We start from the raw sequence: 26,252 nt of genomic DNA on the forward strand, positions 1-26,252 counted from the left end.
GGCTCGCGACATGCCGTCATTGTGTCACCGACCACGCGCGCGACGTAGCGTCGGCTGGGTATTGTTCGAGTCGTCGTCCAAGGAGGTCCGATGTACTGGTTGCTCAAGCATGTGCTGCTTGGTCCATGGTTGAGGTGGATCTTCAAGCCCGAAGTGGAAGGCGTGGAGAACGTTCCCGCCGAAGGCCCGGCAATCCTGGCGAGCAACCACCTGTCCTACACCGACTGGCTGTTCATGCCCCTGGTCATCTCGCGGCGGGTGACGTTCGTGGCCAAGGCCGACTACTTCGTCGGTGGCGGCATCAAGGGTGAGTTCCAGAAGTGGTTCTTCTCCAACACGGGGCAGGTTCCGATTGACCGCTCCAGCGGCGATGCTGCCGCCGGAGCGCTGAACACCGGTCTGCAGATCCTGGCGCGGGGTGAGTTGTTCGGGATCTTCCCCGAAGGCACCCGGTCGCACGATGGTCGGTTGTACAAGGGCAAGACCGGTGTCGCCCGGATGGCCCTGGCCGCGCAGGTCCCGGTGATCCCGGTCGCGGTCATCGGCACCGACGAGATCGCGCCTCCGGGCAAGGTGTTCGGCCGCTTCGTGCACCCCCAGGTCCGCTTCGGCAAGGCGATCGACTTCTCGCGGTACTACGGGATGGAGGACGATCGCTTCGTCCTGCGCTCGATCACCGACGAGATCATGTACCAGTTGATGCTGTTGTCCGGCCAGGAGTACGTCGACATCTACGCAGCCAAGGCCAAGAGCAAGCTTGCGCAGGTGGCTCGCAACATCGGTGAAGGTGCGGCGACCGTCGCGACGAACATCGGTGAAGGCGCAGCGGCAGTAGCGACCAACCTCAACGACAAGATCCACGCCGCGCGGACCGGCGACGATCTCGAGGTTGCCGAAGGCGAGCCGAACCTCGAGGGGCACCCGGCGGCTGTGGCCGTCGAGACGGTCCGCGAAGGCTGAGCGACAGTCCACCTGCTGGGCGGCGGGTCGGTGAGATTCGCTGCCCACCGCGGGTCGCCGTACCCTGCTGGTTGTGAGAAGTGCCCTGGATGTACGCGGCGATGAGGCTTACATGTTTGAACAGGTGACGGATGCGTCCGTCGGTGGCCACCTCGACTGGCCGTCGCTGCCGGCTGCCCAGCAGCCCACCTGGCCCGACGAAGGTGCCCTGCAGCAGGTCCGTGCGGAGTTGGCGACCATGCCGCCGCTGGTGTTCGCCGGGGAGTGCGACGACCTGCGCACCCAGTTGGCGCGCGCCGCTGCCGGCGAAGCATTCGTGCTGCAGGGTGGCGACTGCGCGGAGCGATTCGCCGAGGCCACCGCAGACAACATCCGGGACCGGATCAAGACGATCCTGCAGATGAGCGCCGTGCTGACGTACGGCGGCTCGACACCGGTCATCAAGATGGGCCGGATGGCCGGGCAGTTCGCCAAACCGCGCAGCAAGGACCTCGAGACCCGCGGTGACGTCACCTTGCCGGCGTTCCGCGGCGACATCGTGAACGACTTCGCGTTCACCGACGAGGCGCGTCGGCCCGACCCCAACCGGTTGTTGCGCGCCTACCACACCTCGTCAGCCACGCTGAACCTCGTGCGCGCCTTCACGACCGGCGGCTTCGCCGACCTGCGTCGGGTGCACGAGTGGAACCGCGGCTTCATCGCCAACTCCGCCTACGCCCGTTACGAAACCACCGCGGCCGAGATCGACCGGGCGATGAAGTTCATGGCGGCCTGCGGCGTGGACTTCGATGAGTTGCGCACGGTCGAGTTCTTCGCCGCGCACGAGGCGCTGCTGCTGGACTACGAGCAGCCCCTGACCCGGATCGACTCCCGCACCGGCAACCGGTACGACGTGTCCGGCCACTTCCTGTGGGTCGGGGAGCGCACCCGCCAACTGGACGGTGCGCACATCGACTTCGCGGCCCGGATCCACAACCCGATCGGGGTCAAGGTCGGACCGGCAGCGGACACCGACGAGATCCTGTCCATGATCGATCGCCTCGACCCCGAGCGCGAGCCGGGCCGCCTGACCTTCATCACCCGGATGGGCGCCGGCCAGATCCGCGACAAGCTGCCCCGGATCGTGGAGAAGGTGGCTGCCAGCGGTGCGCCCGTGGTGTGGGTGTGCGACCCGATGCACGGCAACACCTACGAAAGCTCCACGGGCTACAAGACCCGTGAGTTCGACCAGATCATCGATGAGGTTCGCGGCTTCTTCGAAGTGCACGAGGCGCTCGGCACCATCCCCGGCGGACTGCACGTCGAGCTGACCGGCAACGACGTCACCGAGTGCGTGGGCGGCTCGGAGAAGATCCTCGACGCCGACCTGGAGAAGCGCTACGAAACCGCCTGCGATCCGCGGCTGAACCATCAGCAGTCGCTGGAGATGGCCTACCTGGTCGCCGAGATGCTCAGCGACCGCAAGAAGCGCCGCCAGGCCTGAGCTTCAGACGACCGCCAGCCGGATGGTGGTGCCGACCTTGACCTTGCTGCCGGCGTCCTCGCTCTGGCTGCGAACGGTGTCGAAGATGCCGCCGAAGTAGCGATCGACGGTGACCTTGAGCCCGAGGTTCTGCAACATCGAGGTGGCCGTGGCCGTGTCCTTGCCGGTGACGTCCGGCATCGTCACCACATTCGGGCCCTTGGACAGCACGAGCGTGACCGTGTCGCCGTGGTGGGCTTGCTGCCCGTCCGGCGGATCCTGACTGATCACGCTGCCGCTGGCGACCGTGTCGCTGTTCTGCGCCGTTCCGTAGGCCACCTTCAGGCCGGCGTCCGCCAATGACTTCTCCGCGGCACTCTGCGTCTGCCCGGTGACATTGGGTACGCCGACCGGCTGGGGGCCCTGGCTGACCACCAGGTCGACGATGCTGTCGCGTTTCACCGAGGCACCGGCGCCGGGGGAACTACTGATCACCTGCCCGGTGGGCGTCGCGTCGTCGTACTGCTGGGTGATCGTGCCGATCTTCAGGTGCTGCGCGCTCAGCGCGGCACGGGCTTTGTCCTGGGTCAGGCCGGCCAGCGTCGGCACGCTGAACCGCTCCTTGCCCTTGGAGACGGTGAGGGTGACGGCGCTACCGCGCCGGGTGGAGCCAGACGGATCGGTGGACACCACAGCACCCGCCGGCACCGTCTCGCTGAACTCCTGACGCACCGACGTGGTGAAACCCGCGTCCACGATCTTGGTGACCGCCGCCCCCAAGGTGTCACCGGCGACGGTGGGGACCGCCACCGTGCCCATGGGGCCTGCGGTGAAGGTCCAGGCTGCTGCGCCCCCGAGGAGCGCCAGAATGAGCAACGCTGCGATCCACCAGCGCCGCGCGCGGCCGCGACGGGTGCGCACCGCGGACGCGGGTGGTCGTCGGCCGATCGCCTTGGTGGACGCGGCCTGCAGTCGGTCGGTCGCACCGTCCGGGCGTGGGGCTGCAGATCGGGGCAGGGGTTCGTGCGCCACGGGGGTGGCGGCGAGTTGGTCGGCGGGGAGGGCTCGACGTACGTCACGCACGGTCCGCAGGAGTTCGGCGGCGTCCGCGGGTCGCTCGGTGGGATCCTTCGCGCTGGCCCATTCGACGATGTCGTCCAACGCGGCAGGCACCCCGTCGGCCAGTTCGCTGGGCAGCGGCAGTTGTCCGTGCACGTGCTGGTAGGCGACCTGGATGGGCACCTCGCCCGGGAACGCCTTACGGCCCGTGAGCATTTCGAACAGCAGAAGGCCGGCCGCGTAGACGTCGGTTTGTTCGCTCGCGGTCCCGAACTCGACCTGCTCCGGCGCGAGGTAGGCCGCCGTGCCGAGCAACATGTCGCTGTCCGCGGTGAGCGTCTGGGTGCTGACCGCACGGGCCAGACCGAAGTCGGCGACCTTGACGGTGCCGTCGGCGGCGATGAGCACGTTCTCCGGTTTGACGTCGCGGTGCACGATCCCGGCGTCGTGCGCGGCCGCCAGCGCCGCGAGCACGGGTTCGAGGATGCCGAGGGCGCGATCGACCTGCAGGGGGGCATCCGCGCGCAGGACATCGCGCAGGGTCCGGCCGCGCACCAGTTCCATGGCGATGAAGACGTACGGACCGTCCTGACCCTGGTCGGTGACGGCGACGACGCCAGGATGGGACAACCGGGCGGCATTGCGGGCCTCACGGCGGAATCGCGCCACGAACGCCTCGTCACGGGCCAGGTCGGCGCGCATGATCTTCAGCGCCACTTCGCGGTCTAGCCGCTCGTCGACCGCTACGAAGACGCTGCCCATTCCGCCGTCGGCCAGGTGCGCGATCACGCGGTACCGACCGTCCACGACGCGGCCCACCAGGGAGAAGGCAGCGTTGGGCGGCGCAGTGGTCACTTGATGAGTGTACGAACTCCGGCGCCCTGTAGCCGTCAGGCGCAATCGCGCGTCTGATGGGCCGCGAGGGAAGTCCTGGTCCCGGCGCTCCGGCCCGCAGCAGCAGCTTCACGCACCCCAGGCGTTAAACCATGGGGAGCGCAGCGCACTAGGCTTGGCCAGGTGGCCGATCTCGAGACCCTGATCACCGACTGGTTGTCGATCCCGGAGTTCGCTGATGCGCTCGGGGTCCCGCAGCGGCAGGGTCGCAAGCTGGTGGACGAGCAAGTGGTGCTGTCCGCGCGGGTCGGTCCCAACCAGGCGTTGGCGGTGCCGGCCGCGTTCGTGCGTGATGGTCAGTTGCTTCCGGGGCTGACCGGCACGATCACGGTGCTGCGCGACTCCGGCCTACCCGACGATGAGGCGCTGGAGTGGTTGTTCACCCCGGACCCGACGCTGCCCATCGAGGGTGGTCCCATGGGCATGCTGTCGGCCGGCAGGAAGGCCGAGGTTCGCAAGCGCGCCATGGAGCTGGCTCTCTAGCGGGCTGCGCCGAACGCGCCGTCCGGTCAGGCCGTGCGCGCCGTACACACCGTGATCAGCTCGATCAGGCGCGAGCGGGCCTCGTCGGTCAGTTCGGCTCGTTCCAGCGCGACGGCCGACGCGGCGGCCTGCTGGTCGATGAGGTCCTCCACCCGGTCGACCGCGCCGGTGCTGATCGCCAGTTTGCGCACCCAGTGCACATCGTCCTCGGTGAGGTCGGGGGAGCCGAGACACGCGTCGAACCGCTCGAGTTCGCTGGGGCTCGCGGCGTCCAGTAGGTAGGCGACCAGCACTGTGCGCTTGCCCTCGCGGATGTCGTCGCCGGCCGGTTTACCGGTGGTGGCGGGGTCACCGAAGACGCCGAGCAGGTCGTCACGTAGCTGGAACGCCTCGCCCAGGGCGTACCCGTAATCGGACAGCGCCGCAATGCTGCTCTCAGCCGCGCCGGCGCTTGCGGCACCGATCATCAGCGGCTGGGCGATGGTGTAGCCCGCGCTCTTGAACCGGATCACGGTGCGGGCCGACTCAACCCGCTCCTGGGTGCTCAAGGCGCGCCACGAACGCGCTGATTCGACGATGTCCAGGAACTGCCCACCCATCAACTGGGTGCGCATCTGGTCAAGGTAGACCCGGCCCCGCGCCACCTCCTGCGCGGTCATTCCGCAGGTCGCGAACAACTGATCGGTCCAGTTCAGGCACAGGTCGCCGGCCAGGATCGCGCCCGCCTCGCCGAACCGGTCCGGGTCGCCGTACCAACCGGCGCGGCGGTGCTGGGCCGCGAGGGCGACGTGCGCTGTCGGCTGTCCGCGGCGGATGTCACTGGCGTCCATCACGTCGTCGTGCAGCAGTGCTGCGGCCTGGAAGACCTCCATCGCGCTGGCTGCGCGCACCACCGGGTCGCCGTCCGCGCCGCCCGACCCCAAGTACCCCCAGAAGCAGAAGGCGGCACGCAACCGCTTGCCGCCCTGCAGCAGCGAGAAAACCGCGTCGAGCAGGGCCGTGGCGGGTTCCCCGAGAGGGGCCAGCACGTCCTGCTCCTGGATCCGAAAGGAATCCAGGGTGTTTTGCACGCGAGCGCGAAGGTCGCGGGCTTCCAGTGCGTCGGCCACGCAGCCATTCTCGCAAGCCGGGCAGCGTCTCACCAATCGCGGGTGGAACCGTGGACACCACAACGATCCGTAGACTTCCGCCATGCCCGCCGATCGATCCGCCGCGACCTCGGCGCGACCGCTGATACCGCACCTGCTTCGTCGCGCCGAGCCGTCCTTCAGCTTCGAGTTCTTCCCGCCGAAGGACGACGGTGCCGAAGCGGTGCTGTGGGAATCCATCCGCCGGGTCGAGCCGGTGGCTTCTTTCGTGTCCGTGACGTACGGCGCGGGTGGTAGCACCCGTGACCGCACCGTGCGCATCACCGGACAGATCGAATCCCGTACGACGCTGACGACGATGGCTCACCTGACCTGCGTCGGGACAAGCGTCGCCGACCTGCGTTCAGTGATCGGGGCGTACGCCGACGCCGGGATCCGCAACGTGCTGGCCGTCCGTGGGGATCCGGCCGGGGGTCTGGGCACACCCTGGACGCCGCACCCCGGTGGCCTGGACCACGCTGACCAGTTGGTGGAACTCGTGCGTGGCCTGGGCGACTTCACCGTTGGCGTCGGAGCCTTCCCCGACCGGCACCCGGAGTCGGCATCGTTGGCCGCGGACGTGGAGGTGCTTGTGCGCAAGGCGGACGCCGGAGCTGACTTCGCGATCACCCAGATGGTCACCGACGTCGACACGTACCTGCGGTTGCGAGATGACGTCGCGGCCCGACGACCGGACTTCCAGATCGTGCCGGGGCTGTTGCCAGTCACGGCGTACGGACAGCTGCAGCGCATGACGAAACTGAACGGTCAGCCGCTGGCCCAGGCGGTTCTTGACCGGCTCGAAGCGGTCCGGGACGATCCGGACGCGGTGCGCGCGGAGGGGATCGCGGTGTGCACCGAACACGCGCAGCGGTTGCTCGCCGAAGGCGCACCCGGTGTGCACTTCATCACGATGAACCGCTCGACGGCCAGTCTCGAAGTCGTGAGCAACCTGGGCCAGCCTGCGGAGATCTCTGCCGCGTCCTGACGGCGCTCATCAGGCCGCTGACCTGGGCGTTCGCCGGTAGACCGGAGGCTGTCGGACCCCACGGCTACCGTGGCTGGCATCTCGAACAAACGTTCGGGAACGTCCGCCGTCAGGAGCCGTGATGACCGCAACCGTTTCGCGTCCCACCCGCACGACCGCCCCGCGCCCGGTGCCAGCGCCGGTGACCGATCCGCAGGTCGGGGACTTGTTGGATCGCTGCCGGATCGGTCTGCTGGCCGCCGGGAACGCCACCAGCGCCGCCGACCGCTTCGCCACGGCACATCTGGCGGCGCTGCGTGCCGCGGCCGCCATTCTCGCCGCCCGGCCTTTGCCGGCGCGGCGTACCCGGCTGCGCAGCGTGTGGGACATCGTCCCGCTGGTGGCTCCGGAGTTGGCTGAGTGGTGCCAGTTCTTTGCCGCGACCGCTCGTCGCCGCGCGGCGGTCGAGCGCGGCTCGGCGCAGGTCAGTGCGCGGGAGGCCGATGACCTGGTGCGTCAGGTCGGGTTGTTCCTCGACGATGTGACCGCCCGCCTCGGTCTGCCCCCGGTGACTTCGACGCCGCCACTGCTGCGGCCGGTGGTGTGCTGAGCGAGGTTGGCACACAAGTAGGTCGGTATGGCTACCGGATTCAAGGTGCGCGACATATCCTTTTCAGTAGTTAGAAGTAACTGCGTCATCGCCCGTTCCGCCGGGCGAAGTTAATTCATGGGAGGTCACGGTGCCGCTCTCCGATCACGAGCAACGGTTGCTCGACCAGATGGAGCGTGCGCTCTACGCCGAGGACCCGAAGTTCGTTTCCAGCATGGCGGCCGTTCCGCATCGGCTGCGCCAGCGTCGACGCTTGTTGCTAGGTGCTCTGGTGCTGCTGGTCGGAGTCGGTCTGGTGGTGCTCGGTGTGGCCTCACAACTGGTGTGGCTGGGTGCCATCGGTTTTGTGGTGATGGTCGCGGGCGGTGCCTACGCGCTGACCCCGACCCGCCAGAGTCTCGAAGCGGTGGACGGCACGGCGCAGCGGACGACCGGATCCACGAAACGACGCTTCGGTCGGACGAAGAATCCCGGGTCTGAAGGGTTCATGCAGCGGCTCGAAGAGCGCTGGGACAAGCGACGGCACGAAGACACCTGGTAGTTCGAGTACCGGGTCGTTCGATCGCTCACAGCCCGACGACTTAGGGTTACCTTCGTGACGACACGATTGATGGTGACCCGGACTGAAGACATCACGCCAGGACTGCGACGGGTCTGGTTCCACAGTGACGACCTGTCGGCCTTCGATGGAAGTAGCCACACCGATCGCTACGTGAAGCTGATCTTTGCTCGGGACGGTCAGCCGCTCCCAGACTCGGTGGACGTGCGTGCGATGCGGCGGGACGGCGTGCCGGCCGAGCAGTTGCCCGACGTGCGCACCTACACCGCACTCTTCCCGGACGTCGGGGCCGGGACGGTAGCGATCGACTTCGTGATCCACGGCGACGAAGGGGTCGCCGGCCCCTGGGCAGCGCGCGCCGTACCGGGACAGGTTTTGCACGCCAATGGCCCGGGCGGTGGCTACCGGCCCGATCCGAGCGCGGACTGGCACCTGTTGATCGGTGACGAATCCGCGGTACCCGCGATTACTGCCGCGCTGGCTGAACTCGGGCCCGAGCCCACCGTGCGGTTGCTGCTCGCGGTGCCCGGCCCGGACCACGAACTCGCTCTGTCGCTGGGGCCTGACCAACAGGTGCGGTACGTCAATGACGCCTCGGCGCTGGTGGCGGCCGTGCGGGAACTGCCGTGGCTTGCCGGTCGGGTGCAGGTGTTCGCGCACGGTGAAGCGCAGGCCATCATGCACGGCGTGCGGCCCTACCTACTCAAGGAGCGCGGCGTGCCTCGTTCGGATGCGTCGATCTCCGGCTACTGGCGCCAGGGTCGCAGCGAGGACGCGTTCCGGGTCTGGAAGCAGGAGTTGGCCGCCGCCGAACGCGTCGAGTGACCGCTTCCGCCCGCACGGTGCGACCCCGTCCGAAAAGGTCCCTGTAAGAACCCTGAACGTCCACCTACTGTGCCACGATGACAAACACAGGCGCAGTTCCAACCTTCGGTGCGGACGGGGTGCTCGATGTCAGTTCACGACGGTTACGGCAAGGTTGACGGTCCGGCAACGGACGCCCTGCTCAAAGCTGGCCGATTCTTCACGAAGTGGGACGAAACCGACGACGAGAGAGTCGTTTTCCGCGAAGGCGGCCGCGCCGGTGACGTCTTCTACCGGGATCGGTGGAGCCACGACAAGGTGGTGCGCTCCACCCACGGCGTGAACTGCACCGGGTCGTGCTCATGGAAGGTCTACGTCAAGGACGGGATCATCACCTGGGAGACCCAGCAGACCGACTATCCCTCGGTGGGTCCGGACCGTCCGGAGTACGAACCGCGGGGTTGCCCGCGTGGCGCGGCCTTTTCCTGGTACACCTACTCGCCCACGCGGGTCCGCTACCCGTACGTGCGCGGTGTGTTGCTGGAGATGTTCCGCGAGGCCAACAAACGCCTGGGTGACCCCGTCGCGGCGTGGCACGAGATCACCACCGACCCGGACAAGCGCCGCCGCTACCAATCAGCCCGCGGCAAGGGCGGATTGGTGCGCAGCAGTTGGGCCGAGGCCATCGAGATCGCCGCCGCCGCGCACGTGCACACGATCAAGGAGTACGGCCCGGACCGAGTTGCAGCATTCTCGCCGATTCCCGCGCAATCGATCGTGTCGCACTGTGTCGGCACCCGCTTCTACCAACTCCTCGGCGGGGTGATGACCAGCTTCTACGACTGGTACGCCGATCTGCCGGTGGCCAGTCCGCAGGTCTTCGGCGACCAGACGGATGTGCCGGAATCCGGCGACTGGTGGGACGCGACGTACCTGATGATGTGGGGTTCCAACGTCCCGGTCACCCGCACCCCGGATGCGCACTGGATGGCCGAGGTGCGATATCGCGGCACCAAGATCGTCACGGTCAGCCCGGACTACGCCGACAACACCAAGTTCGCCGACGAGTGGATGCCGGCCCAGGCGGGCACGGATGCTGCGCTGGCGATGGCGATGGGACACGTGCTGCTGAAGGAGTTCTTCGTCGACCGCACCGTGGACTTCTTCACTGATTACGTGCGCACGTACACCGACCTGCCCTTCCTGGTCCGGGTTGACGACGGCGAGGGGGAGTACGCCGGGTCGTACGTCGCGGGCAAGTTCCTCACGGCAGCGGACCTGGGTGCCGCTGACCCCGAAGACGCTTGGAAGACAGTGCTTGTGGACGATGCCACCGGTGAGCCGGTGGTGCCGAACGGTTCGATGGGCTTCCGGTACGCCGAGTCCGGAGTAGGTCGGTGGAATCTGGACCTGGAGGGAGTCACGCCCGCTCTGTCGATGCAGGGCGAGTCCAGCGAACCGGTCGAGCTGCTGTTGCCGGCCTTCGTCGATCCGGACGGTGCCGGGTCCGTGCTGCGCCGCGGAGTGCCCACCCGGATGGTCGGTGGTCACCGGGTGACCACCGTGTTCGACCTGATGCTCGCGCAGTACGGTGTGCCCCGCGACGGGCTGCCCGGTCAGTGGCCGAGCGGTTACGACGACGTCGCCTCGCCCTACACACCCGCCTGGCAGGCGGAGATCACCGGCGTCCCCGCGGAGCAGTGCATCCGGATCGCGCGGGAGTTCGCGACGAACTCCGAACAGTCCCAAGGCCGTTCGATGATCATCATGGGTGCGGGCATCTGCCAGTGGTTCCACGGTGACACCATCTACCGGTCCATCCTGTCGTTGCTGATCCTGACCGGCTGCATGGGGCGCAACGGCGGCGGCTGGGCGCATTACGTCGGCCAGGAGAAGTGCCGCCCGATCACCGGGTGGATCTCGCTGGCGAATGCACTGGACTGGAGCCGCCCGCCGCGCACGATGATCGGCACCGGATTCTGGTATATGCACACCGACCAGTGGCGCAACGACGGCTACTCCGCTGACTCGCTGAATTCCCCACTGGCCAAAGGACATTTGGGCGGGATGCACACAGCGGACGCGCTGGCCCAGTCGGCCCGGCTGGGTTGGATGCCGTTCTACCCGCAGTTCTCCACCAACCCGATCCAGGTCGCACAAGATGCCCAAGGTGCCGTCGACGACGGTAGTGCCGCGACCCCGGGGGAGTACGTCGCCGGTGCGTTGCGCGATGGTCGCCTGCAGCCCTCGATCGAGGACGTCGACGACCCACGCAACTGGCCACGCACGCTGACCCTGTGGCGCTCGAACCTGATGGGGTCCTCGGCCAAGGGCAACGAGTACTTCTTGAAGCATCTGCTGGGCACGCACCACAACGTGCTCGGCTCGGAGAACCCGAAGGCGCCGCGGCCCAGAGATGTTCGCTGGCACGAGGAAGCGCCGATCGGAAAATTGGACCTGTTGATGTCGGCCGACTTCCGGATGACCTCCACGACGTTGCTGTCGGACATCGTGCTGCCGGCCGCGACCTGGTACGAGAAGCACGACCTGTCCTCGACCGATATGCATCCGTTCGTGCACGCCTTCACCCCGGCCATCGACCCGCCGTGGGAGGCCAAGTCCGACTTCGAGCTCTTCCACCTCCTGGCGCAACGGTTCTCCCAGCTCGCCGAGACCCATCTCGGGGTGGTCAAGGACCTGGTCAGCGTGCCGGTGCAACATGACACCCCCGGCGAGGTGTCCCAACCCGGCGGACGCGTGGTGGACTGGCGCGACTCGGACGCGCCGGGCACTCCCGGCAAGGGAATGCCGGTGTTCCAAGTGGTCGAGCGGGACTACACCGCGATCGCCGACAAGCTGGCCACCGTTGGGCCGCTTGCGGATTCGCTGGGGTTCACGGTCAAGAACGTCACCTTCGATGTGTCCGAGCAGACCAAGAAGCTGGCCGGTATCAACGGGGTGATGCCCAGCGGAGCGGGTGCCGGCCGACCCGCGATCGACACCGACTCCCACCTCGCCGAGGCGATCCTGATGTATTCAGGTACGACGAACGGCCAGTTGGCGGTCCAAGGCTTCCGGACGCTGGAGAAACGTGTCGGCAAGACGCTGCACGACCTGGCGGAGGGTTCGGAGGAGAAGCGGATCACGTTCGCCGACACCCAAGCCCAGCCGGTGCCGGTCATCACCTCACCGGAGTGGTCCGGCTCGGAGACCGGCGGCCGGCGGTATGCGCCGTTCACGGTCAACATCGAGCGTCTCAAGCCGTTCCACACCCTGACGGGGCGGATGCACTTCTTCCTCGACCACGACTGGATGCACGACGTGGGGGAGTCGCTGCCGATCTACCGGCCACCGCTGGACATGCACCGGCTCTTCGGCGAACCGCGGGTCGGCGAGGACGGTGCCGCGCAGGTGACGGTGCGCTACCTGACCCCGCACTCGAAGTGGTCGATTCACAGTGAGTACCAGGACAACCTGCTGATGTTGTCGCTGTCGCGCGGTGGGCCGACGGTGTGGATGAGCCCGGCGGACGCCGAGCGCATCGACGTGCAGGACAACGACTGGGTCGAGGTCCTCAACGCCAATGGTGTGTTGGTGGCGCGGGCCGTGGTCAGCCACCGGATGCCCGAGCACGTCGTCTACGTGCACCACGCGCAGGAGCGCACGATCGACGTACCCAAATCGGAGGCGACCGGACGCCGCGGCGGGATGCACAACTCGGTGACCCGGTTGCTGGTCAAACCCACCCACTTGATCGGCGGTTATGCCCAGTTGTCCTACACGTTCAACTATCTCGGCCCCACCGGCAACCAACGCGACATCGTCGCCACCGTCCGCAAACGCTCGCAGGAGGTGAGCTACTAATGCGGGTCATGGCCCAGATGGGCATGGTGATGAACCTCGACAAGTGCATCGGTTGCCACACCTGCTCGGTGACCTGCAAACAGGCCTGGACCAACCGGGCCGGCACCGAGTACGTGTGGTTCAACAACGTGGAAACCCGTCCAGGACAAGGGTATCCGCGCAGATACGAGGATCAGGAGACCTGGCGCGGCGGGTGGACGCTGAGCAGCCGGGGCAGCCTGAAACTCAAAGCCGGTGGTCGGGTGCAGAAGCTGCTGAGCATCTTCGCCAGCCCGGTGCAGCCACAACTGGCGGACTACTACGAGCCGTGGACCTACGACTACGACACGCTGATCAAAGCCCCGCTCGGCGACGACTTCCCGGTCGCTCGACCCAAGTCCCTGATCACCGGGCAGAACACCAAGATCAGCTGGTCGGCCAACTGGGACGACAACCTCGGCGGGAGCACTCGCTACGGGCATCTGGACCCGGTCGTGGAGAAGTTGCGCCAGGAGTCCGAGCAGGCGGTGCAGTTCGAGTTGGAGAAGACCTTCATGTTCTATCTCCCGCGGATCTGCGAGCACTGCCTGAACCCCTCGTGTATGGCCTCCTGCCCCTCCGGCGCGATCTACAAGCGGGAAGAGGACGGCATCGTCCTGGTCGACCAGGACCGGTGCCGCGGGTGGCGGCAGTGCATCACCGGCTGCCCGTACAAGAAGATCTACTTCAACCACAAGAGCGGCAAAGCCGAGAAGTGCACCTTCTGTTACCCCCGCGTCGAGGTCGGGCTGCCGACGGTCTGCTCGGAGACCTGCGTGGGTCGGCTGCGCTATCTCGGGCTTTTCCTGTACGACGTGGACAAGGTCACCGACGCAGCGACCACCCCCGACGAGGGCGACCTGTACCAGGCGCAACTGGACCTGCTGCTCGATCCGGAGGACCCGGAGGTGATCGCCGCGGCCCGACGCGACGGCATCCCCGATGACTGGATGGACGCCGCGCGTCGCTCCCCGGTCTACGCCCTGGCCAAGAAATACCAGGTGGCGTTGCCGCTACACCCGGAATACCGCACCATGCCGATGGTCTGGTACGTCCCGCCGCTGTCGCCGGTGGTGGACCTGCTCGCCGAGCAGGGTCACGACGCGGAGAGCAAGGACGTGCTCTTCGGCGCGATCGACGCGTTGCGGATCCCCGCGGCGTACCTGGCCGAACTATTCACCGCCGGTCGCACCGACATCATCACCCACGTGCTCAGCAAACTGGCCGCCATGCGCTCCTACATGCGCGACGTGAGCATGGGCCGCGACGGTGACCCGAGCATTCCGGCGGCGGTCGGGATGAGCGAGGAAGCCCTGTACGAGATGTACCGGCTGATGGCCGTGGCCAAATACGAGGAGCGGTACGTCGTGCCGACCGCCCACGTCGAACGAGCCCACGAGTTGGAGGAACTGGGCTGTTCGCTGGACTACGACGAGGGCCCGGGAATGTACGAGTCGGGGCCGTTCGGTGAGGCCAGCGGACGACCCGCCCCGGTAGCGGTCGAGACGTTCAACGCCCTCAAGGAGCGCCAGACCGCCGACTCCGCTGCCCGCACCGACTCCTCGGGCCAGCTGACCGGTCGCGTGAATCTGCTCAACTGGGACGGCAACGGCACACCACCGGATGGCGTGTTCCCGCGCAAGGAGGCGGGGACGCGATGAGACTCCTGCGGGGCAAAGGGCAGCGCGATGACCGCATCCTCCACCTTGTCGCCGGCCGCGTGCTGGAATACCCGAATCCTGAACTGCTGCAATCGGTTCCACAGTTGCGGTCGGCTCTAGGCGAACAGCCGAGCGGCCCCACGGAGCCGCTACTCGGCGTACTGGACTATCTGGCCGGCGGGGATTTGGAGGTGTTGCGGCAGACCTATGTCGACACTTTCGATCTGTCGCGCAAACACGCGCTGTATCTGTCCTACTGGACTGACGGCGACACACGACGCCGGGGTGAGGTGCTCGGTCAGTTCAAGAAGGTCTACCGCGAGAGCGGTTTCTTGGTCGACACCCACGGTGAGCTGCCTGACTACCTGCCCATGGTGTTGGAGTTCGCGGCGATCGCCGACCCGGTCACCGGCCGCGAACTGCTGAGCACCTACCGGGCCAGCCTGGAACTGTTGCGGATCGCGCTGGTCGAGCACCATTCGCCGTACGCCGATGCCGTGGTGGCCGTGTGCGCGACGCTGCCGGGGCGTTCGCCGCAGACCCGCGCGGAGGTCATGGCGATGGCCGGTCTGGATGGCCCGCCCGGGGTCGAGTCGGTCGGGTTGGCGCCGTACGGGCGCACCGAACTCCCGTTGACCGCGGTGAGCGGAGGGAGCCGCTGATGGACGTGCTGCTGTGGGGTGTGCTGCCCTATCTGTGCATCGTCAGCTTGGTGGGCGGCACCATCTGGCGCTACCGCTACGACAAGTTCGGCTGGACCACCAGATCCAGCCAGTTGTACGAGTCCCGGTTGCTGCGGATCGGCTCGCCACTGTTCCACTTCGGCATCCTGCTGGTCTTCTTCGGTCACGTGGGCGGCTTGCTGATCCCGGAGTCGTGGACCGAGGCGCTCGGAGTCAGCGAGGGCATGTACCACTTCAACGCGTTGTTCTTCGGCATGATCGCCGGGGTCTGCACGCTGGTCGGGATCGGGATCCTGATCTACCGCCGACGCACCACCGGACCGGTCTTCATGGCCACGACCCGCAACGACAAGCTGATGTACGTCCTGCTGGTCGCGGCCATCGTGCTGGGGCTGTGGACGACTCTGGTCAGTGTCGGCGCGGGTAGTCACGCGCACAACTACCGGGAGACGGTCTCGCCGTGGTTCCGCTCGGTGCTCTATCTGCACCCGGACGTGGCGTCGATGGCCGCTGCGCCGATCCAGTTCCACATCCACGCGCTGGTGGGGATGCTGCTCTTCGCGGTCTGGCCGTTCACCCGCCTCGTGCACGCGTTCACGGCACCGCTGCACTATCTGTTCCGGCCGTACATCGTCTACCGCTCACGGGACCAGGACGTCACCGGTGCGCGTTCGGCGCGGCCGGGCTGGAGCCCGGTCGGTACCTCGGACCGCGACCGGTCCCGCTGATCTTCGAACTACCACCGTCAAAGGAGAGTGCGTGATGAGCAGCAGCGCTGAGGAACCGGCCGCGGCCGATCTTTCCGGGCAGGGCAAGAACCTGGCCCTGGCCACGTTCGCCTTCGCCGTCACCTTCTGGGCGTGGAACATCATCGGCCCGTTGGGGGTGCGGTACACGCAGGAGATGCATCTGTCGGGCACCCAGAAGGCGCTCCTGGTGGCGACGCCTGTCCTGGTCGGCTCGGTCGGGCGGATCCCCGTGGGGGCCTTGACCGACCGGTACGGCGGCCGGCTGATGTTCCCGATCGTCACCTTGCTGGTGGTGCCGTTCGTGCTGCTCGTGGCGGTCGCTGGTCAGGCCAAGTCTTTCACGATGATGCTCATCGTCGGCTTCTTCCTTGGCATTGCCGGTACGACGTTCGCGATCGGCATCCCGTTCGTCAACCAGTGGTACGCCAAGGACCGTCGCGGTTTCGCCACCGGCATCTTCGGGGCGGGGATGGGCGGCACGGCGCTGTCGGCCTTCTTCACCCCGCGCATGGTGAAGTCCTTCGGATACGTGCCCACCCACGTGATCTTCGCAGTGGCCCTGGTCCTGACCGCGATCCTGTGCTGGCTGACAATGCGCGATTCGCCGCTGTGGAAGCCGAACAACGCGCCGGTCGGCCCCAAGCTCAAGGCTGCGTTGAAGCTGCCAGTGACCTGGCAGATGTCCTTCCTGTACGCCGTCGCGTTCGGCGGGTTCGTGGCGTTCTCCACCTACCTGCCGACGTACTTGAAGGACATCTACGACTTCGACCTGACGAATGCCGGCACCCGCACCGCCGGCTTCGCGATCGCGGCGGTGATCGCCCGCCCGGTCGGCGGTGTGCTGTCGGACCGCATCGGGCCGCGCCAGGTGGTGGGCATCTCGATGCTGGGCACGGCTATCTTCGCCGCGGTCGTCGCCTTCCAACCGCCGTTGGAGTGGCCGGCCGGGATCGCCTTCGTGCTGTTGGCGTTCTTCCTGGGCCTGGGCACCGGTGGCGTGTTCGCCTTCGTCGGCAAGCAGGCTCCCGCCGCCGAGGTGGGCACGGTCACCGGTCTGGTCGGCGCTGCGGGCGGGTTGGGCGGCTACTTCCCACCGCTGATCATGGGCGCCACCTTCGGGATGGTGTTCTCCGGCTACGGCTTCGGGTTGATGTTGCTGGTGATCGTCGCGCTGATCGCGCTGGTGTTCACCTACACCGGGATCAAGGACCGCGGGCCGGCAGCCTGATCCTCACCGGGTGGCCAGCAGCCCGGCCACCCAGATGAGCGCCACGATCACCGCGGCGGTCAATTCGATGGCGATGCTGGTGACCACGGCCTTCACCGCATGCTTGGTGGAGGTCCAGGCGTCGGCGACGGTCCGGGTGCGGCCGAGCTCGGCGATCAGCACGCCGACCACGAAACCGAGGAACAGGCCGACGACCGGGATCACGAAGAAGCCGATGATCGCGCCGACCGCTCCGATCAGGATCACCCGGCCGGGCACGCCGGCCGCGGCCATTCGTTTGCCGGGCACGGTGTACTGCACGATCCAACCGATCGCTGCCACGACGCAGGCAGCAGCGAAGAACCACCAGGCGGTGCCGCCGGTCGACCACGCCCACAGCAGCACCCCGAGCAGGCTGAGGGCCAGGCCGGGCAGCACGGGCACGATCAGACCCACGATGCCGACCGCGATCAGGAGTCCGGACAGGAGGGTGACGGGCTGCACCGGCTCAGCCAAGCACACCGACGACAAAGCGGGACGGACCCGAAGGTCCGTCCCGCTGTGTCACACCTGATGCTGGTCAGCCCTCTTTGGGCTCCACCAGACGGTCCGTCTCGTCGATGACCTCTTCGGCCACGGCCTGCAGCTTCGGCAGGTGCTCACGCCCGTGGTGGGCGCAGAACAGAAGTTCGGTGTCGCCAGCAAGTCGGGCGCGGATGAATGCCTGTGCTCCGCAGCGGTCGCAACGGTCCGCGACAGACAAAGTAGGGGCGAGTGCAGTCGTCATGACGGTCTTCCTCTCCTCGAAAGCCCAATATCTCCTGCTGGTGCCAACAGTGAATCACGCCAAACCCTTCCCGGATCGCACGTTGGGACAGTGGGTCCGGAGAATGTGTCGTAGGTCACCTGCTGCACACCCCCATCCCAACACATCCGGGTCGGCCGCGTCGTGTGGCGTGCACAGGACCGCCCCGGAGGAGGGTTTACCCTGCGGTCGTGACCACCACCGCATCTTCGGCTCAGGACTACACCGCCCGGCATCTGCAGGTGCTGGAGGGGCTGGAGGCAGTCCGCAAACGGCCCGGGATGTACATCGGCTCCACCGACGAACGCGGTTTGATGCACTGCGTCTGGGAGATCATCGACAACTCCGTGGACGAGGCCCTCGGCGGTTTCGGTGACGACATCCGGGTCGTGCTGCATCACGACGGCAGCGTCGAGGTGCGGGACAACGCCCGTGGTCTGCCGGTCGACATCGAACCGCGCACGGGTCTGTCCGGGGTGGAAGTGATCTTCACCAAACTGCACGCCGGCGGGAAGTTCGGCGGGGGTGCGTACTCCGCCTCCGGGGGCCTGCACGGCGTGGGTGCCTCCGTGGTCAACGCGCTCGCGGCCCGTCTGGACGTCGAGGTGGACCGGGCGGGCAAGACCTACGCGATGAGTTTCCGTCGCGGCGAGCCGGGGGTGTACGACGATCAGGGCGAGCCGTCGCCGGGGGCCCCGTTCACGCCGTACGTCAATAACAGCGAACTCCGGGTGGTGGGCAAGGCCAAGCGGGGCACGTCGGGGACCCGGATCCGGTACTGGGCCGACCCGCAGATCTTCGTCAAGAACGCCACCTACGACTGGGAGGGGTTGCTCGGGCGGGCGCGGCAGACGTCGTTCCTGATCCCGGGGCTGACCATCACGGTGCGCGACGAGCGCGGCGAGGAGCCGGTCGAAGAGCGGTTCCAGCACGATGGCGGGATCAGCGAGTTCACCGACTTCCTGGCCCCGGATCCGGCGGTCACGGACGTGTGGCGGCTGGACGGTTCGGAGACGTTCACCGAGACCGTGCCGGTGCTGGACGGCAAGGGGCACATGGTGTCCCAGGAGGTGGAGCGCGAGTGCGGTGTCTCGATCGCGTTGCGGTGGGGGACCGGTTACGAGACCACCATGCGGTCGTTCGTGAACATCATCGCCACGCCCAAGGGCGGCACGCACCAGACCGGCTTCGAGCAGGCCGTGCTGAAGGTGTTCCGCAAACAACTCGAGGTGAATTCGCGCCGGCTCAAGGTCGGCAGCGACAAGGTGGAGAAGGACGACATCCTGGCCGGAGTCACCGCTGTGGTGACCGTGCGCCTCGCCGAGCCGCAGTTCGAGGGGCAGACCAAGGAAGTGCTGGGTACGCCGGCCGTGCGGGCGATCGTCTCCCGTGTCGTCGAGCGTGAACTCACCGCCCGCCTGACCTCGACCAAGCGGGACGACAAGGCGCAGTCGTCGCTGGTGCTGGAGAAGGTCGTCTCGGAGATGAAGGCGCGGATCAGCGCCCGGATGCACAAGGAGACCCAGCGCAGGAAGACGGCGCTCGAATCCTCTTCTCTGCCACCGAAACTCAAGGACTGCCGGTCCACGGATGTGTCGCGCACCGAGCTGTTCATCGTGGAGGGCGACAGCGCGCTGGGCACCGGTCTGGCGGCGCGCAACTCCGAGTATCAAGCGCTGCTGCCGATCCGGGGCAAGATCCTGAACGTGCAGAAGGCATCGATCGCGGACATGCTCAAGAACGCCGAGTGCGCCTCGATCATCCAGGTGATCGGCGCCGGCTCGGGGCGGACGTTCGACCCGGAGATGGCGCGGTACGGCAAGGTCATCCTGATGAGCGACGCCGACGTCGACGGGGCGCACATCCGCACGCTGCTGCTGACGCTGTTCTTCCGCTACATGCGCCCGATGGTCGAGCAGGGCCGGGTGTACGCCGCGATGCCGCCGCTGCACCGGATCGAGACCGTTGCGCAGGGCCGCGCCAAGGGTGAGGTGATCTACACCTACACCGAGCAACAGATGCGCACCACGATCCGCGACCTGGAGCGCAAGGGTCGCTCGGTCAAGACGCCGCAGCGGTACAAGGGCCTGGGGGAGATGGACGCCCACCAACTGGCCGACACCACGATGGATCCGCGGCAGCGCACGTTGCGGCGGGTGTCGTTGAAGGACGCTGCCCGCGCGGAGGAGATCTTCGATCTGCTGATGGGTTCCAAGGTCGAGCCGCGCCGGGACTTCCTGGTGGAGTCGGCGGACTCGTTGGAGCGGGAGCGCATCGACGCCTGAGCGGTCTAGGTGTACTGCCCCGGGACGTTAGGAACGGTTCTCGGCCTGTCGGCGTGACTTGAGGAAGACCTCCGGGTGAGGTGTGAAGCGACGAAGCAAACACATCCCCAAACCCGGAGGTCCTCATGGTCCACGCTAATGCCCCGCTTTCTGCGACTGGTCGCCTGCGCCTGGCGCGGTGCGTGGTGGACGATGGGTGGCCGTTGCGGCGGGCCGCAGACCGGTTCGGGGTCTCGGTCACCACCGCGCACCGCTGGGCGGCCCGGTACCGCCAGCATGGTGCGGCGGGGATGTGCGATCGTCCCAGCCGGCCCCAGTCATGTCCGCACCGCACCAGTAGGCGCCGGGAACGGCGAGTCCTGGGGTTACGGGTTTCGCGGCGGTGGGGGCCGGCCCGGATCGCCTACCACCTGGGGATGAATCCGGCCACGGTGCACCGCATCCTGACCCGGTACCGGTGTCTTCGGTTGTCCTGGACGGACCCGGCCACTGGTGCCCCGGTACGGGCCGGTCGTCGAAAGGTGGTGCGCTACGAACGCGACGCCCCGGGTGATTTGGTCCACGTGGACATCAAGAAGCTGGGCCGCATCCCCGATGGGGGTGGACACCGGGTCCATGGCCGCGCTGCGGGGAAAGCTAACTCCCGTGCTACCTCCAGCAGTGGGCGGGGGTATGCCTACCTGCACCACGCGGTCGATGACCACTCCCGGTACGCCTACTCAGAGATCCTGGCCGATGAGAAGAAGGAGACCGCGACCGCGTTCATGCAACGGGCGGTGGCGCACTTCGCGCAGGTCGGGATCACCACGGACCGGGTGATGACCGACAACGGGTCCTGTTACCGCTCCCACCTATTCCGGAACATGCTGCAGGACCATGGGATCACCCATAAACGCACCCGCCCCTACACCCCGAAAACCAACGGGAAAGTCGAGCGGTTCAACCGGACCCTGACCGAGGAGTGGGCCTACGCCCGCCCCTACACCAGCGAGACCGAACGCGCCGCCGCGTACGAGGACTTCCTGCACATCTACAATCACCACCGCGCACACACCGCGCTCAAAGGTGGCTCACCCGCAGACCGCGTACCCAACCTGGCGGGGCACTACATCTAGGGACGTTACTTGACCCCCTCGGACTGCTTGTCTCCCTCGTGACAATGGTGGTCGACGCGTTGACGGACGCTGCGGGTGGGTTGGGAACCTGACAACGAGTCGAGAATCGCCGTCGCTACGGGCGAAGCAACGTCAGCGTGCGAGCAACGCACCCCGGATGCTTGGAGCTGTCCAGCTCGATAGCCGCGTCTGTATGAAGGACCTTCTCACCGTCAGCACGATCGTCGACAGCTACGACCGTCAAAGTGAGGCGAACTTTCGAGCCGACCGGGACAGGCCTCGGAAAGCGCACCTTATCCAGGCCATAGTTCACCGCCATCGAAATGCCATCAAAGGTTCGCAGCTCAGCCTGCATGGCGGGCAACATCGATAACGTGAGATACCCGTGGGCGATCGTGCCGCCGAACGAGCTCTCGGCTGCGCGTTCCGGGTCGACGTGAATCCACTGGTGGTCCCCGGTTGCTTCCGCGAACAGGTTGACCCGGTCCTGCTCAACCGTGTGCCACGGGCCAGGCCCCAATGTGAGGCCGACCTGGTCGCGAAGATCGTTGAGGTTCAGCACTGTGGGCGGGACGGTCATACGGCTCGCTCGAACACTGCTGCTAGGCCCTGCCCGCCACCGATGCACATGGTCTCTAGGCCGTAGCGGGCTTCGCGGCGGACCATCTCGCGGCTCAGGGTCGCCAAGATCCGCGCGCCAGTGGCGCCGACCGGGTGGCCGAGGGAGATGCCGGACCCGTGGACGTTGACGCGGTCGAAGTCGTCGGCTCCCAGCCCCCAGCTCGTCGTGACGGCGAGGACCTGGGCGGCAAAGGCCTCGTTCAGCTCGATCAGGTCGACCTCGGCGAGTTTCAGCCCGGCGCGCTCCAGGGCGACCTCGGTGGCTGGGACGGGTCCGAGGCCCATCGTGGCGGGGCCGAGCCCTGCCAGCCCCCAGGAGACGAGGCTGACGAGCGGTTGGAGGCCGAGTTCGTCGGCGCGGGCGCGGGTGGTGACGACGCACATGGCTGCGGCGTCGTTCTGGCCGCTTGCGTTGCCAGCGGTCACAGTCGCCTCGGGGTCGTCGCGGCCCAGGACCGGTCGCAGGGTGCTGAGCGATTCGACGGTCACTCCGAGGCGCGGGTGCTCGTCGGTTTCGACGACCACGTCGCCGCGACGGCTGGGGACCGTGATCGGGACGATCTCTTCGGTGAAGACGCCGTCAGCCTGGGCCTGGATGGCTCGCTTGTGGGACTCGACGGCGAGCTCGTCCTGGGCGATGCGGCTGATGCCGAACTCCCGGCGCAGGTTCTCGGCGGTTTGCAGCATTCCGCCGGGCACCGGGTAGTTCTTGCCCCCAGCGGTCACCCGTCCTCGGCCAAGGCCGTCGTGGAGGGTGCTGCTGGCGGTGGTGCCCCAGCGGACGTCGAATGAGTAGTGAGGTACGTTGCTCATCGACTCGACTCCGCCTGCCACGGCCAGGTCGATGTCGCCGGACTTCACCAGGCTCGCAGCGGTCAGGACGGCCTGCAGGCCGGAGCCGCAGCGGCGGTCGAGCTGCATGCCGGGAACGGTGACGGGCAGTCCAGCGTCGAGGGCGACGACGCGGCCGATGGCGGGGGCCTCGCTGGTGGGGTAGCTGTGGCCGAGGATGACGTCGCCGATGTGCTCGCCGGTCAACCCGGTCCGTACGACGAGCTCACGCAGGAGCTGTGCCCCCAGCTCGTCCGCTCCGAGCGGCTTCAGGGCGCCGCCGTATCGGCCGATCGGGGTGCGGATCGGTTCGCAGATGACGATGTCGTCAGGGGAGGCGTTCACATCAGTCTCCCGCCGGTGACTTCGAGGACTGTTCCGGTCATGTACGACGACATGTCACTAGCGAGGAAGAGGGCGACGTCCGCGATCTCCTCGACGGTGCCGGCTCGCTGCAGCGGAATCTCAGCCATCTTCGACTCCCAAATGTGCTCGGGCATCGCCCGGGTCATCTCGGTGGAGATCAGCCCAGGCTGGATGGCGTTGACGCGAACGTTGTCGCGGGCCAGCTCCTTCGCAGCGGCCTTCGTGAGCCCGACGACGCCGGCCTTTGCTGCGGAGTAGTTCGTCTGACCGAAGAAGCCGACCTTGGCGCTGATGGACGACATGTTCACGATGGAGCCCCCACGTCCTTGCTCTCGCAGGACTGCTGCAGCGTGCTTGGTGCCGAGCCAGGCGCCCCGCAGGTGAACAGCGACGACCTGGTCAAACTCGTCCTCGGTCATCTTCTTCATGGTCGCGTCGCGGGTGATGCCTGCGTTGTTCACCATCACGTCCACGCCTCCGAAGCTCTCCACCGCGAACTGGAGCAGAGCTTCGACCTGCTCGCCGTTAGTGACGTCGCAGCCGAAGCCCCGGGCGAAGTCTTCGCCGATCGCCTTCGCGGTCAGCTCGGCAGCAGCACCGTCCCGGTCGCCGAGGACGACGAAGGCACCCTGGTCTGCGAACCGTCGGGCGATGGCCTCGCCGATGCCCTGGGCGCCGCCGGTGATGACTGCGACCTTGTCAGTGAGGAGGTTGGTCATGAGAGAGCTTCCTGTGGTTGACGGTTGGAGTGCTGCGTTGCTGCGCCGCGCTGCACGAGTGAGTGGGCATCAGCCGAGCTGATGCCGGCTTCGGCAAGGAGGTTCAGCGTGTGCTGGCCGAGGGCAGGGACGTCGCCCATCGCGGCCTCGACGTCCTGAAACGTCACCGGGGGGAGGAGGGCCTGGACCTGTCCGCCTTCGGTGTCGACCGTGCGCCAACGGCGTCTGGCCTGCAGTTGCGGGTGTTCGACAAGGTCTCGGACGCTGCTGACCTGTGCGGCCGGTACGCCAGTTTCAGCGAGCCGGGCACTCAGGTCGGCCGTCGTCCATCTGCTCGTGTGTTCGGCTACGGCTGCGTCGCAGGCGGCCCGGTTCTCGACGCGCAAGACATTAGTGGTGAACCGCGAATCGGAGGCGAGCGCGTCGTTCCCGAACACGCTCGTTGCCAGGGTGCGCCAGCCGCTGTCGCTTTGGATGCCGATGAGGACCTGGCCGTCGATGGTCGGGTACGCGTCGTACGGGGCGATGGCGGCGTGGCTCAAACCCATGCGGGGGATCTGCCGGTCGGCGTAGAGCTGGACGTACATCGGGTGGCCCATCCACTCGGCTGTCGCCTCGAACATGGTGACCTCGATGGTTGCTCCTTCGCCGGTCCGTTCGCGGCGCAGGAGCGCGGCGAGGACCGCCTGGGTGCAGTACATGCCCGAGGCGATGTCGGCGGTGGGGATGCCGGTCTTCACCGCTTCCGCGGGAGTTCCGGTGATGGAGACGAGGCCCGCTTCGGCCTGAACGAGCATGTCGTAGGCCTTGCGGGTCTCCATGTCGCCGCCAGCGCCGTAACCGGACAGGTTCACGACCACGAGCTCCGGCTTGGTCGCGCGCAGCGTGTCTGCATCCAGGCCAAGGCGAGCCGCTGCGCCTGGGGCGAGGTTCTGGAGGAACACGTCAGCTTCGGCGATGAGTCGCCCGACGACGTCGCGGCCGGCCGGATCCTTCAGGTCGACGGCGAGCGACTCCTTGCCGCGGTTGAGCCACACGAAGTGCGACCCGGTGCCGTGGACCAGGTGGTCGTAACCACGGGCTAGGTCCCCGTCGCCGGGGCGTTCGACCTTGATGACGCGGGCGCCCAGATCGGCCAGCTGCCGGCTCGCCAAGGGGGCGGCGACAGCCTGCTCGACTGCGATGACCGTGTAACCCTCGAGGGGGAGAGTCATGACGCGTTCCGCTTGGCCTGGTTGATGAGGCCGCCACCGATGATGAGGCGCTGGATCTCGCTGGTGCCCTCGTAGAGCCGCAGCAGGCGCACGTCGCGGTAGATGCGTTCGACGGCGACGTGGCGCATGTAGCCGCCGCCTCCGTGGACCTGGACGGCCAGGTCGGCGACCTTCCCGACCATCTCGGTGCAGAACAGCTTCGCCACCGACGGGGCGATACGTCGGTCCTCGCCGGACACGTACTTCTGGGCGGCCTCTCGCACCAGGGCGCGACCGGCCATGACGCCAGCCTGCTGGTCGGCGATCATCGCCTGCACGAGCTGGAAGTCTCCGATGATGCTGTCGCCCTGCTTGGCCGACGCCGCGTAGGCGACCGACTCGTCGAGAGCCCGCTGCGCGGATCCGACCGACAGCGCGGCGATGTGCACGCGTCCGCGGGCCAACGAGGTCATCGCGGCGCGGTAGCCGACCTCGGGCTCTCCGCCGACGAGCGCGTCCGCGCCCACCCTCACATCGTTGAAAATGACGTCTGCGGTCCAGGCGCCTTCCTGCCCCATCTTTGCGTCCTTCGGTCCGACCTCGACCCCCTCGGCGTCCGCCGGCACCAGGAAAACGGCGATGCCGTTGCCCTTCTCGGGTGCAGGCTCGACCTTGGCGAAGACGACGAACACCCCGGCGATCGGGGCGTTGGTGATGAACTGCTTACCGCCCTCGATGACCCACCCATCGCCGTCGGCGCGTGCGGTGGTCCGAAGTCCGGCAGGGTTCGACCCGGCGCCCGGCTCGGTGAGGGCGAAGGAGGCGACGACGTCCCCTGACGCGATGGCCGGCAGCCACCGCTCCTTCTGCGCGTCGGTGCCGAAACCGACAAGGACCTGACCGGCGATGCCGTTGTTCGTGCCGAACATCGACCGCAGCGCCAAGGACGTGTAGCCCAGCTCCATGGCGAGCTCGACGTCCTGGACCAGGTTCAGCCCGATACCACCCCACTCTTCGGGGATGGCGTACCCAAACAGCCCCATCGCGGCTGCCTGCTTGCGCAGGTCTTCCGGGATGGCGTTACCGTCCATGATCTCGATCTCCCGAGGGACGACCCGGTTGCGAACGAAGTCCCGGACTTGGCTGAGAACGGCGTCGAAGACGTCTGCATCGACGGACGGTGCGGCGAGAGTGGTGGTCATGCCATCCA

23 protein-coding genes are annotated in these 26,252 nt (G+C 67.2%); 14 read left to right on the top strand and 9 right to left on the bottom strand.

Annotation, left to right across the window (positions count from 1 at the left end):
* Nucleotides 1-90: 90 nt before the first annotated feature.
* Together DR843_RS04670 and DR843_RS04675 are read left to right on the top strand one after the other, a co-directional pair.
* Nucleotides 91-960 (top strand): lysophospholipid acyltransferase family protein, encoded by an 870-nt coding sequence (locus DR843_RS04670; protein ID WP_109684324.1) that lies wholly within the window; start codon nt 91-93, stop codon nt 958-960.
* A gap of 112 nt (nt 961-1,072) precedes the next feature.
* Complete coding sequence (locus DR843_RS04675) at nt 1,073-2,443, top strand: class II 3-deoxy-7-phosphoheptulonate synthase (RefSeq protein WP_109684325.1); 1,371 nt, start codon at nt 1,073-1,075, stop codon at nt 2,441-2,443.
* A gap of 3 nt (nt 2,444-2,446) precedes the next feature.
* Here DR843_RS04675 and pknB read toward each other — a convergent pair whose 3' ends face one another.
* Entirely contained in the window at nt 2,447-4,336 is a 1,890-nt protein-coding gene (pknB, locus tag DR843_RS04680; RefSeq protein ID WP_245933990.1) for a Stk1 family PASTA domain-containing Ser/Thr kinase, read from the bottom strand.
* Between the two features lie 162 nt (nt 4,337-4,498).
* On the opposite strand from pknB, the gene DR843_RS04685 reads away from it, so the two are divergent.
* Complete coding sequence (locus DR843_RS04685; protein ID WP_109684326.1) at nt 4,499-4,858, top strand: Rv2175c family DNA-binding protein; 360 nt, start codon at nt 4,499-4,501, stop codon at nt 4,856-4,858.
* A 26-nt stretch (nt 4,859-4,884) separates the two neighbouring features.
* On the opposite strand, the gene DR843_RS04690 is transcribed toward DR843_RS04685, so the two are convergent.
* Nucleotides 4,885-5,967 (bottom strand): polyprenyl synthetase family protein, encoded by a 1,083-nt coding sequence (locus DR843_RS04690; RefSeq protein ID WP_245933991.1) that lies wholly within the window; start codon nt 5,965-5,967, stop codon nt 4,885-4,887.
* Between the two features lie 82 nt (nt 5,968-6,049).
* On the opposite strand from DR843_RS04690, the gene DR843_RS04695 reads away from it, so the two are divergent.
* From DR843_RS04695 to DR843_RS04735, 9 genes are all read left to right on the top strand, one after another.
* Nucleotides 6,050-6,973 carry a methylenetetrahydrofolate reductase gene (locus DR843_RS04695; protein WP_109684328.1) on the top strand — a complete coding sequence of 308 codons (924 nt, stop codon included), beginning with the start codon at nt 6,050-6,052 and terminating at the stop codon, nt 6,971-6,973.
* A gap of 121 nt (nt 6,974-7,094) precedes the next feature.
* Nucleotides 7,095-7,562 (top strand): SAV_6107 family HEPN domain-containing protein, encoded by a 468-nt coding sequence (locus DR843_RS04700; RefSeq protein WP_109684329.1) that lies wholly within the window; start codon nt 7,095-7,097, stop codon nt 7,560-7,562.
* A 130-nt stretch (nt 7,563-7,692) separates the two neighbouring features.
* Nucleotides 7,693-8,103: a DUF3040 domain-containing protein gene (locus DR843_RS04705; RefSeq protein WP_109684330.1), complete on the top strand. Its 411-nt coding sequence runs from the start codon at nt 7,693-7,695 to the stop codon at nt 8,101-8,103.
* Between the two features lie 54 nt (nt 8,104-8,157).
* Nucleotides 8,158-8,946 carry a siderophore-interacting protein gene (locus DR843_RS04710; RefSeq protein ID WP_245933992.1) on the top strand — a complete coding sequence of 263 codons (789 nt, stop codon included), beginning with the start codon at nt 8,158-8,160 and terminating at the stop codon, nt 8,944-8,946.
* Between the two features lie 126 nt (nt 8,947-9,072).
* Nucleotides 9,073-12,789 (top strand): nitrate reductase subunit alpha, encoded by a 3,717-nt coding sequence (locus DR843_RS04715; protein ID WP_109684332.1) that lies wholly within the window; start codon nt 9,073-9,075, stop codon nt 12,787-12,789.
* Entirely contained in the window at nt 12,789-14,468 is a 1,680-nt protein-coding gene (gene narH, locus DR843_RS04720; protein ID WP_109684333.1) for a nitrate reductase subunit beta, read from the top strand. The genes DR843_RS04715 and narH overlap by 1 nt, the downstream gene beginning before the upstream one ends.
* Nucleotides 14,465-15,130 (top strand): nitrate reductase molybdenum cofactor assembly chaperone, encoded by a 666-nt coding sequence (narJ, locus tag DR843_RS04725; RefSeq protein WP_109684334.1) that lies wholly within the window; start codon nt 14,465-14,467, stop codon nt 15,128-15,130. The genes narH and narJ overlap by 4 nt, the downstream gene beginning before the upstream one ends.
* Nucleotides 15,130-15,879 (top strand): respiratory nitrate reductase subunit gamma, encoded by a 750-nt coding sequence (gene narI, locus DR843_RS04730; protein ID WP_109684335.1) that lies wholly within the window; start codon nt 15,130-15,132, stop codon nt 15,877-15,879. Before narJ ends, narI begins: the two co-directional genes overlap by 1 nt.
* A 34-nt stretch (nt 15,880-15,913) precedes the next feature.
* A complete protein-coding gene (locus tag DR843_RS04735; protein WP_109684336.1) occupies nt 15,914-17,128 on the top strand; it encodes a nitrate/nitrite transporter in 1,215 nt (404 codons plus the stop codon).
* A gap of 3 nt (nt 17,129-17,131) precedes the next feature.
* On the opposite strand, the gene DR843_RS04740 is transcribed toward DR843_RS04735, so the two are convergent.
* Together DR843_RS04740 and DR843_RS04745 are read right to left on the bottom strand one after the other, a co-directional pair.
* Nucleotides 17,132-17,611, bottom strand: coding sequence for a DUF456 domain-containing protein (locus DR843_RS04740; RefSeq protein ID WP_109688565.1), 480 nt, complete (start codon nt 17,609-17,611; stop codon nt 17,132-17,134).
* 76 nt (nt 17,612-17,687) lie between these two features.
* Entirely contained in the window at nt 17,688-17,894 is a 207-nt protein-coding gene (locus DR843_RS04745; protein WP_109684337.1) for a DUF7455 domain-containing protein, read from the bottom strand.
* Nucleotides 17,895-18,103: 209 nt separating this feature from the next.
* On the opposite strand from DR843_RS04745, the gene DR843_RS04750 reads away from it, so the two are divergent.
* Both DR843_RS04750 and DR843_RS04755 read left to right on the top strand, forming a co-directional pair.
* On the top strand, nt 18,104-20,197 hold the full coding sequence (locus DR843_RS04750; protein WP_109684338.1) for a DNA gyrase/topoisomerase IV subunit B: 2,094 nt from the start codon (nt 18,104-18,106) through the stop codon (nt 20,195-20,197).
* Nucleotides 20,198-20,322: 125 nt separating this feature from the next.
* Nucleotides 20,323-21,312, top strand: coding sequence for an IS481 family transposase (locus DR843_RS04755; protein WP_109684339.1), 990 nt, complete (start codon nt 20,323-20,325; stop codon nt 21,310-21,312).
* A 115-nt stretch (nt 21,313-21,427) separates the two neighbouring features.
* Here DR843_RS04755 and DR843_RS20775 read toward each other — a convergent pair whose 3' ends face one another.
* The 5 genes from DR843_RS20775 to DR843_RS04780 are packed head-to-tail and all read right to left on the bottom strand — an operon-like array spanning nt 21,428 to nt 26,244.
* The gene (locus tag DR843_RS20775) at nt 21,428-21,892 is read right to left on the bottom strand and encodes a MaoC family dehydratase (protein ID WP_109684340.1); all 465 of its coding nucleotides are present in this window, start codon (nt 21,890-21,892) and stop codon (nt 21,428-21,430) included.
* Nucleotides 21,889-23,109, bottom strand: a complete 1,221-nt coding sequence (locus DR843_RS04765; protein ID WP_109684341.1) for an acetyl-CoA C-acetyltransferase — start codon at nt 23,107-23,109, stop codon at nt 21,889-21,891. Before DR843_RS04765 ends, DR843_RS20775 begins: the two co-directional genes overlap by 4 nt.
* The gene (gene fabG, locus DR843_RS04770; protein ID WP_109684342.1) at nt 23,106-23,849 is read right to left on the bottom strand and encodes a 3-oxoacyl-ACP reductase FabG; all 744 of its coding nucleotides are present in this window, start codon (nt 23,847-23,849) and stop codon (nt 23,106-23,108) included. Before fabG ends, DR843_RS04765 begins: the two co-directional genes overlap by 4 nt.
* Nucleotides 23,846-25,063 (bottom strand): CaiB/BaiF CoA transferase family protein, encoded by a 1,218-nt coding sequence (locus DR843_RS04775; protein WP_109684343.1) that lies wholly within the window; start codon nt 25,061-25,063, stop codon nt 23,846-23,848. Before DR843_RS04775 ends, fabG begins: the two co-directional genes overlap by 4 nt.
* Nucleotides 25,060-26,244: an acyl-CoA dehydrogenase family protein gene (locus DR843_RS04780; RefSeq protein ID WP_109688567.1), complete on the bottom strand. Its 1,185-nt coding sequence runs from the start codon at nt 26,242-26,244 to the stop codon at nt 25,060-25,062. The genes DR843_RS04775 and DR843_RS04780 overlap by 4 nt, the downstream gene beginning before the upstream one ends.
* Nucleotides 26,245-26,252 lie beyond the last annotated feature (8 nt).

Origin of the sequence: Branchiibius hedensis (assembly GCF_900108585.1) — a bacterium.
Taxonomy (GTDB): domain Bacteria; phylum Actinomycetota; class Actinomycetes; order Actinomycetales; family Dermatophilaceae; genus Branchiibius; species Branchiibius hedensis.

Bases quoted from the DNA above. Each gene is read 5' to 3' on its own strand.
- DR843_RS04670 (WP_109684324.1), top strand. From the start codon at position 91: ATGTACTGGTTGCTCAAGCATGTGCTGCTTGGTCCATGGTTGAGGTGG.
- DR843_RS04675 (WP_109684325.1), top strand. From the start codon at position 1,073: ATGTTTGAACAGGTGACGGATGCGTCCGTCGGTGGCCACCTCGACTGG.
- DR843_RS04695 (WP_109684328.1), top strand. From the start codon at position 6,050: ATGCCCGCCGATCGATCCGCCGCGACCTCGGCGCGACCGCTGATACCG.
- DR843_RS04700 (WP_109684329.1), top strand. From the start codon at position 7,095: ATGACCGCAACCGTTTCGCGTCCCACCCGCACGACCGCCCCGCGCCCG.
- DR843_RS04715 (WP_109684332.1), top strand. From the start codon at position 9,073: ATGTCAGTTCACGACGGTTACGGCAAGGTTGACGGTCCGGCAACGGAC.
- narH (WP_109684333.1), top strand. From the start codon at position 12,789: ATGCGGGTCATGGCCCAGATGGGCATGGTGATGAACCTCGACAAGTGC.
- narJ (WP_109684334.1), top strand. From the start codon at position 14,465: ATGAGACTCCTGCGGGGCAAAGGGCAGCGCGATGACCGCATCCTCCAC.
- narI (WP_109684335.1), top strand. From the start codon at position 15,130: ATGGACGTGCTGCTGTGGGGTGTGCTGCCCTATCTGTGCATCGTCAGC.
- DR843_RS04735 (WP_109684336.1), top strand. From the start codon at position 15,914: ATGAGCAGCAGCGCTGAGGAACCGGCCGCGGCCGATCTTTCCGGGCAG.
- DR843_RS04745 (WP_109684337.1), bottom strand. From the start codon at position 17,894: ATGACGACTGCACTCGCCCCTACTTTGTCTGTCGCGGACCGTTGCGAC.
- DR843_RS04755 (WP_109684339.1), top strand. From the start codon at position 20,323: ATGGTCCACGCTAATGCCCCGCTTTCTGCGACTGGTCGCCTGCGCCTG.
- DR843_RS20775 (WP_109684340.1), bottom strand. From the start codon at position 21,892: ATGACCGTCCCGCCCACAGTGCTGAACCTCAACGATCTTCGCGACCAG.
- fabG (WP_109684342.1), bottom strand. From the start codon at position 23,849: ATGACCAACCTCCTCACTGACAAGGTCGCAGTCATCACCGGCGGCGCC.
- DR843_RS04775 (WP_109684343.1), bottom strand. From the start codon at position 25,063: ATGACTCTCCCCCTCGAGGGTTACACGGTCATCGCAGTCGAGCAGGCT.
- DR843_RS04780 (WP_109688567.1), bottom strand. From the start codon at position 26,244: ATGACCACCACTCTCGCCGCACCGTCCGTCGATGCAGACGTCTTCGAC.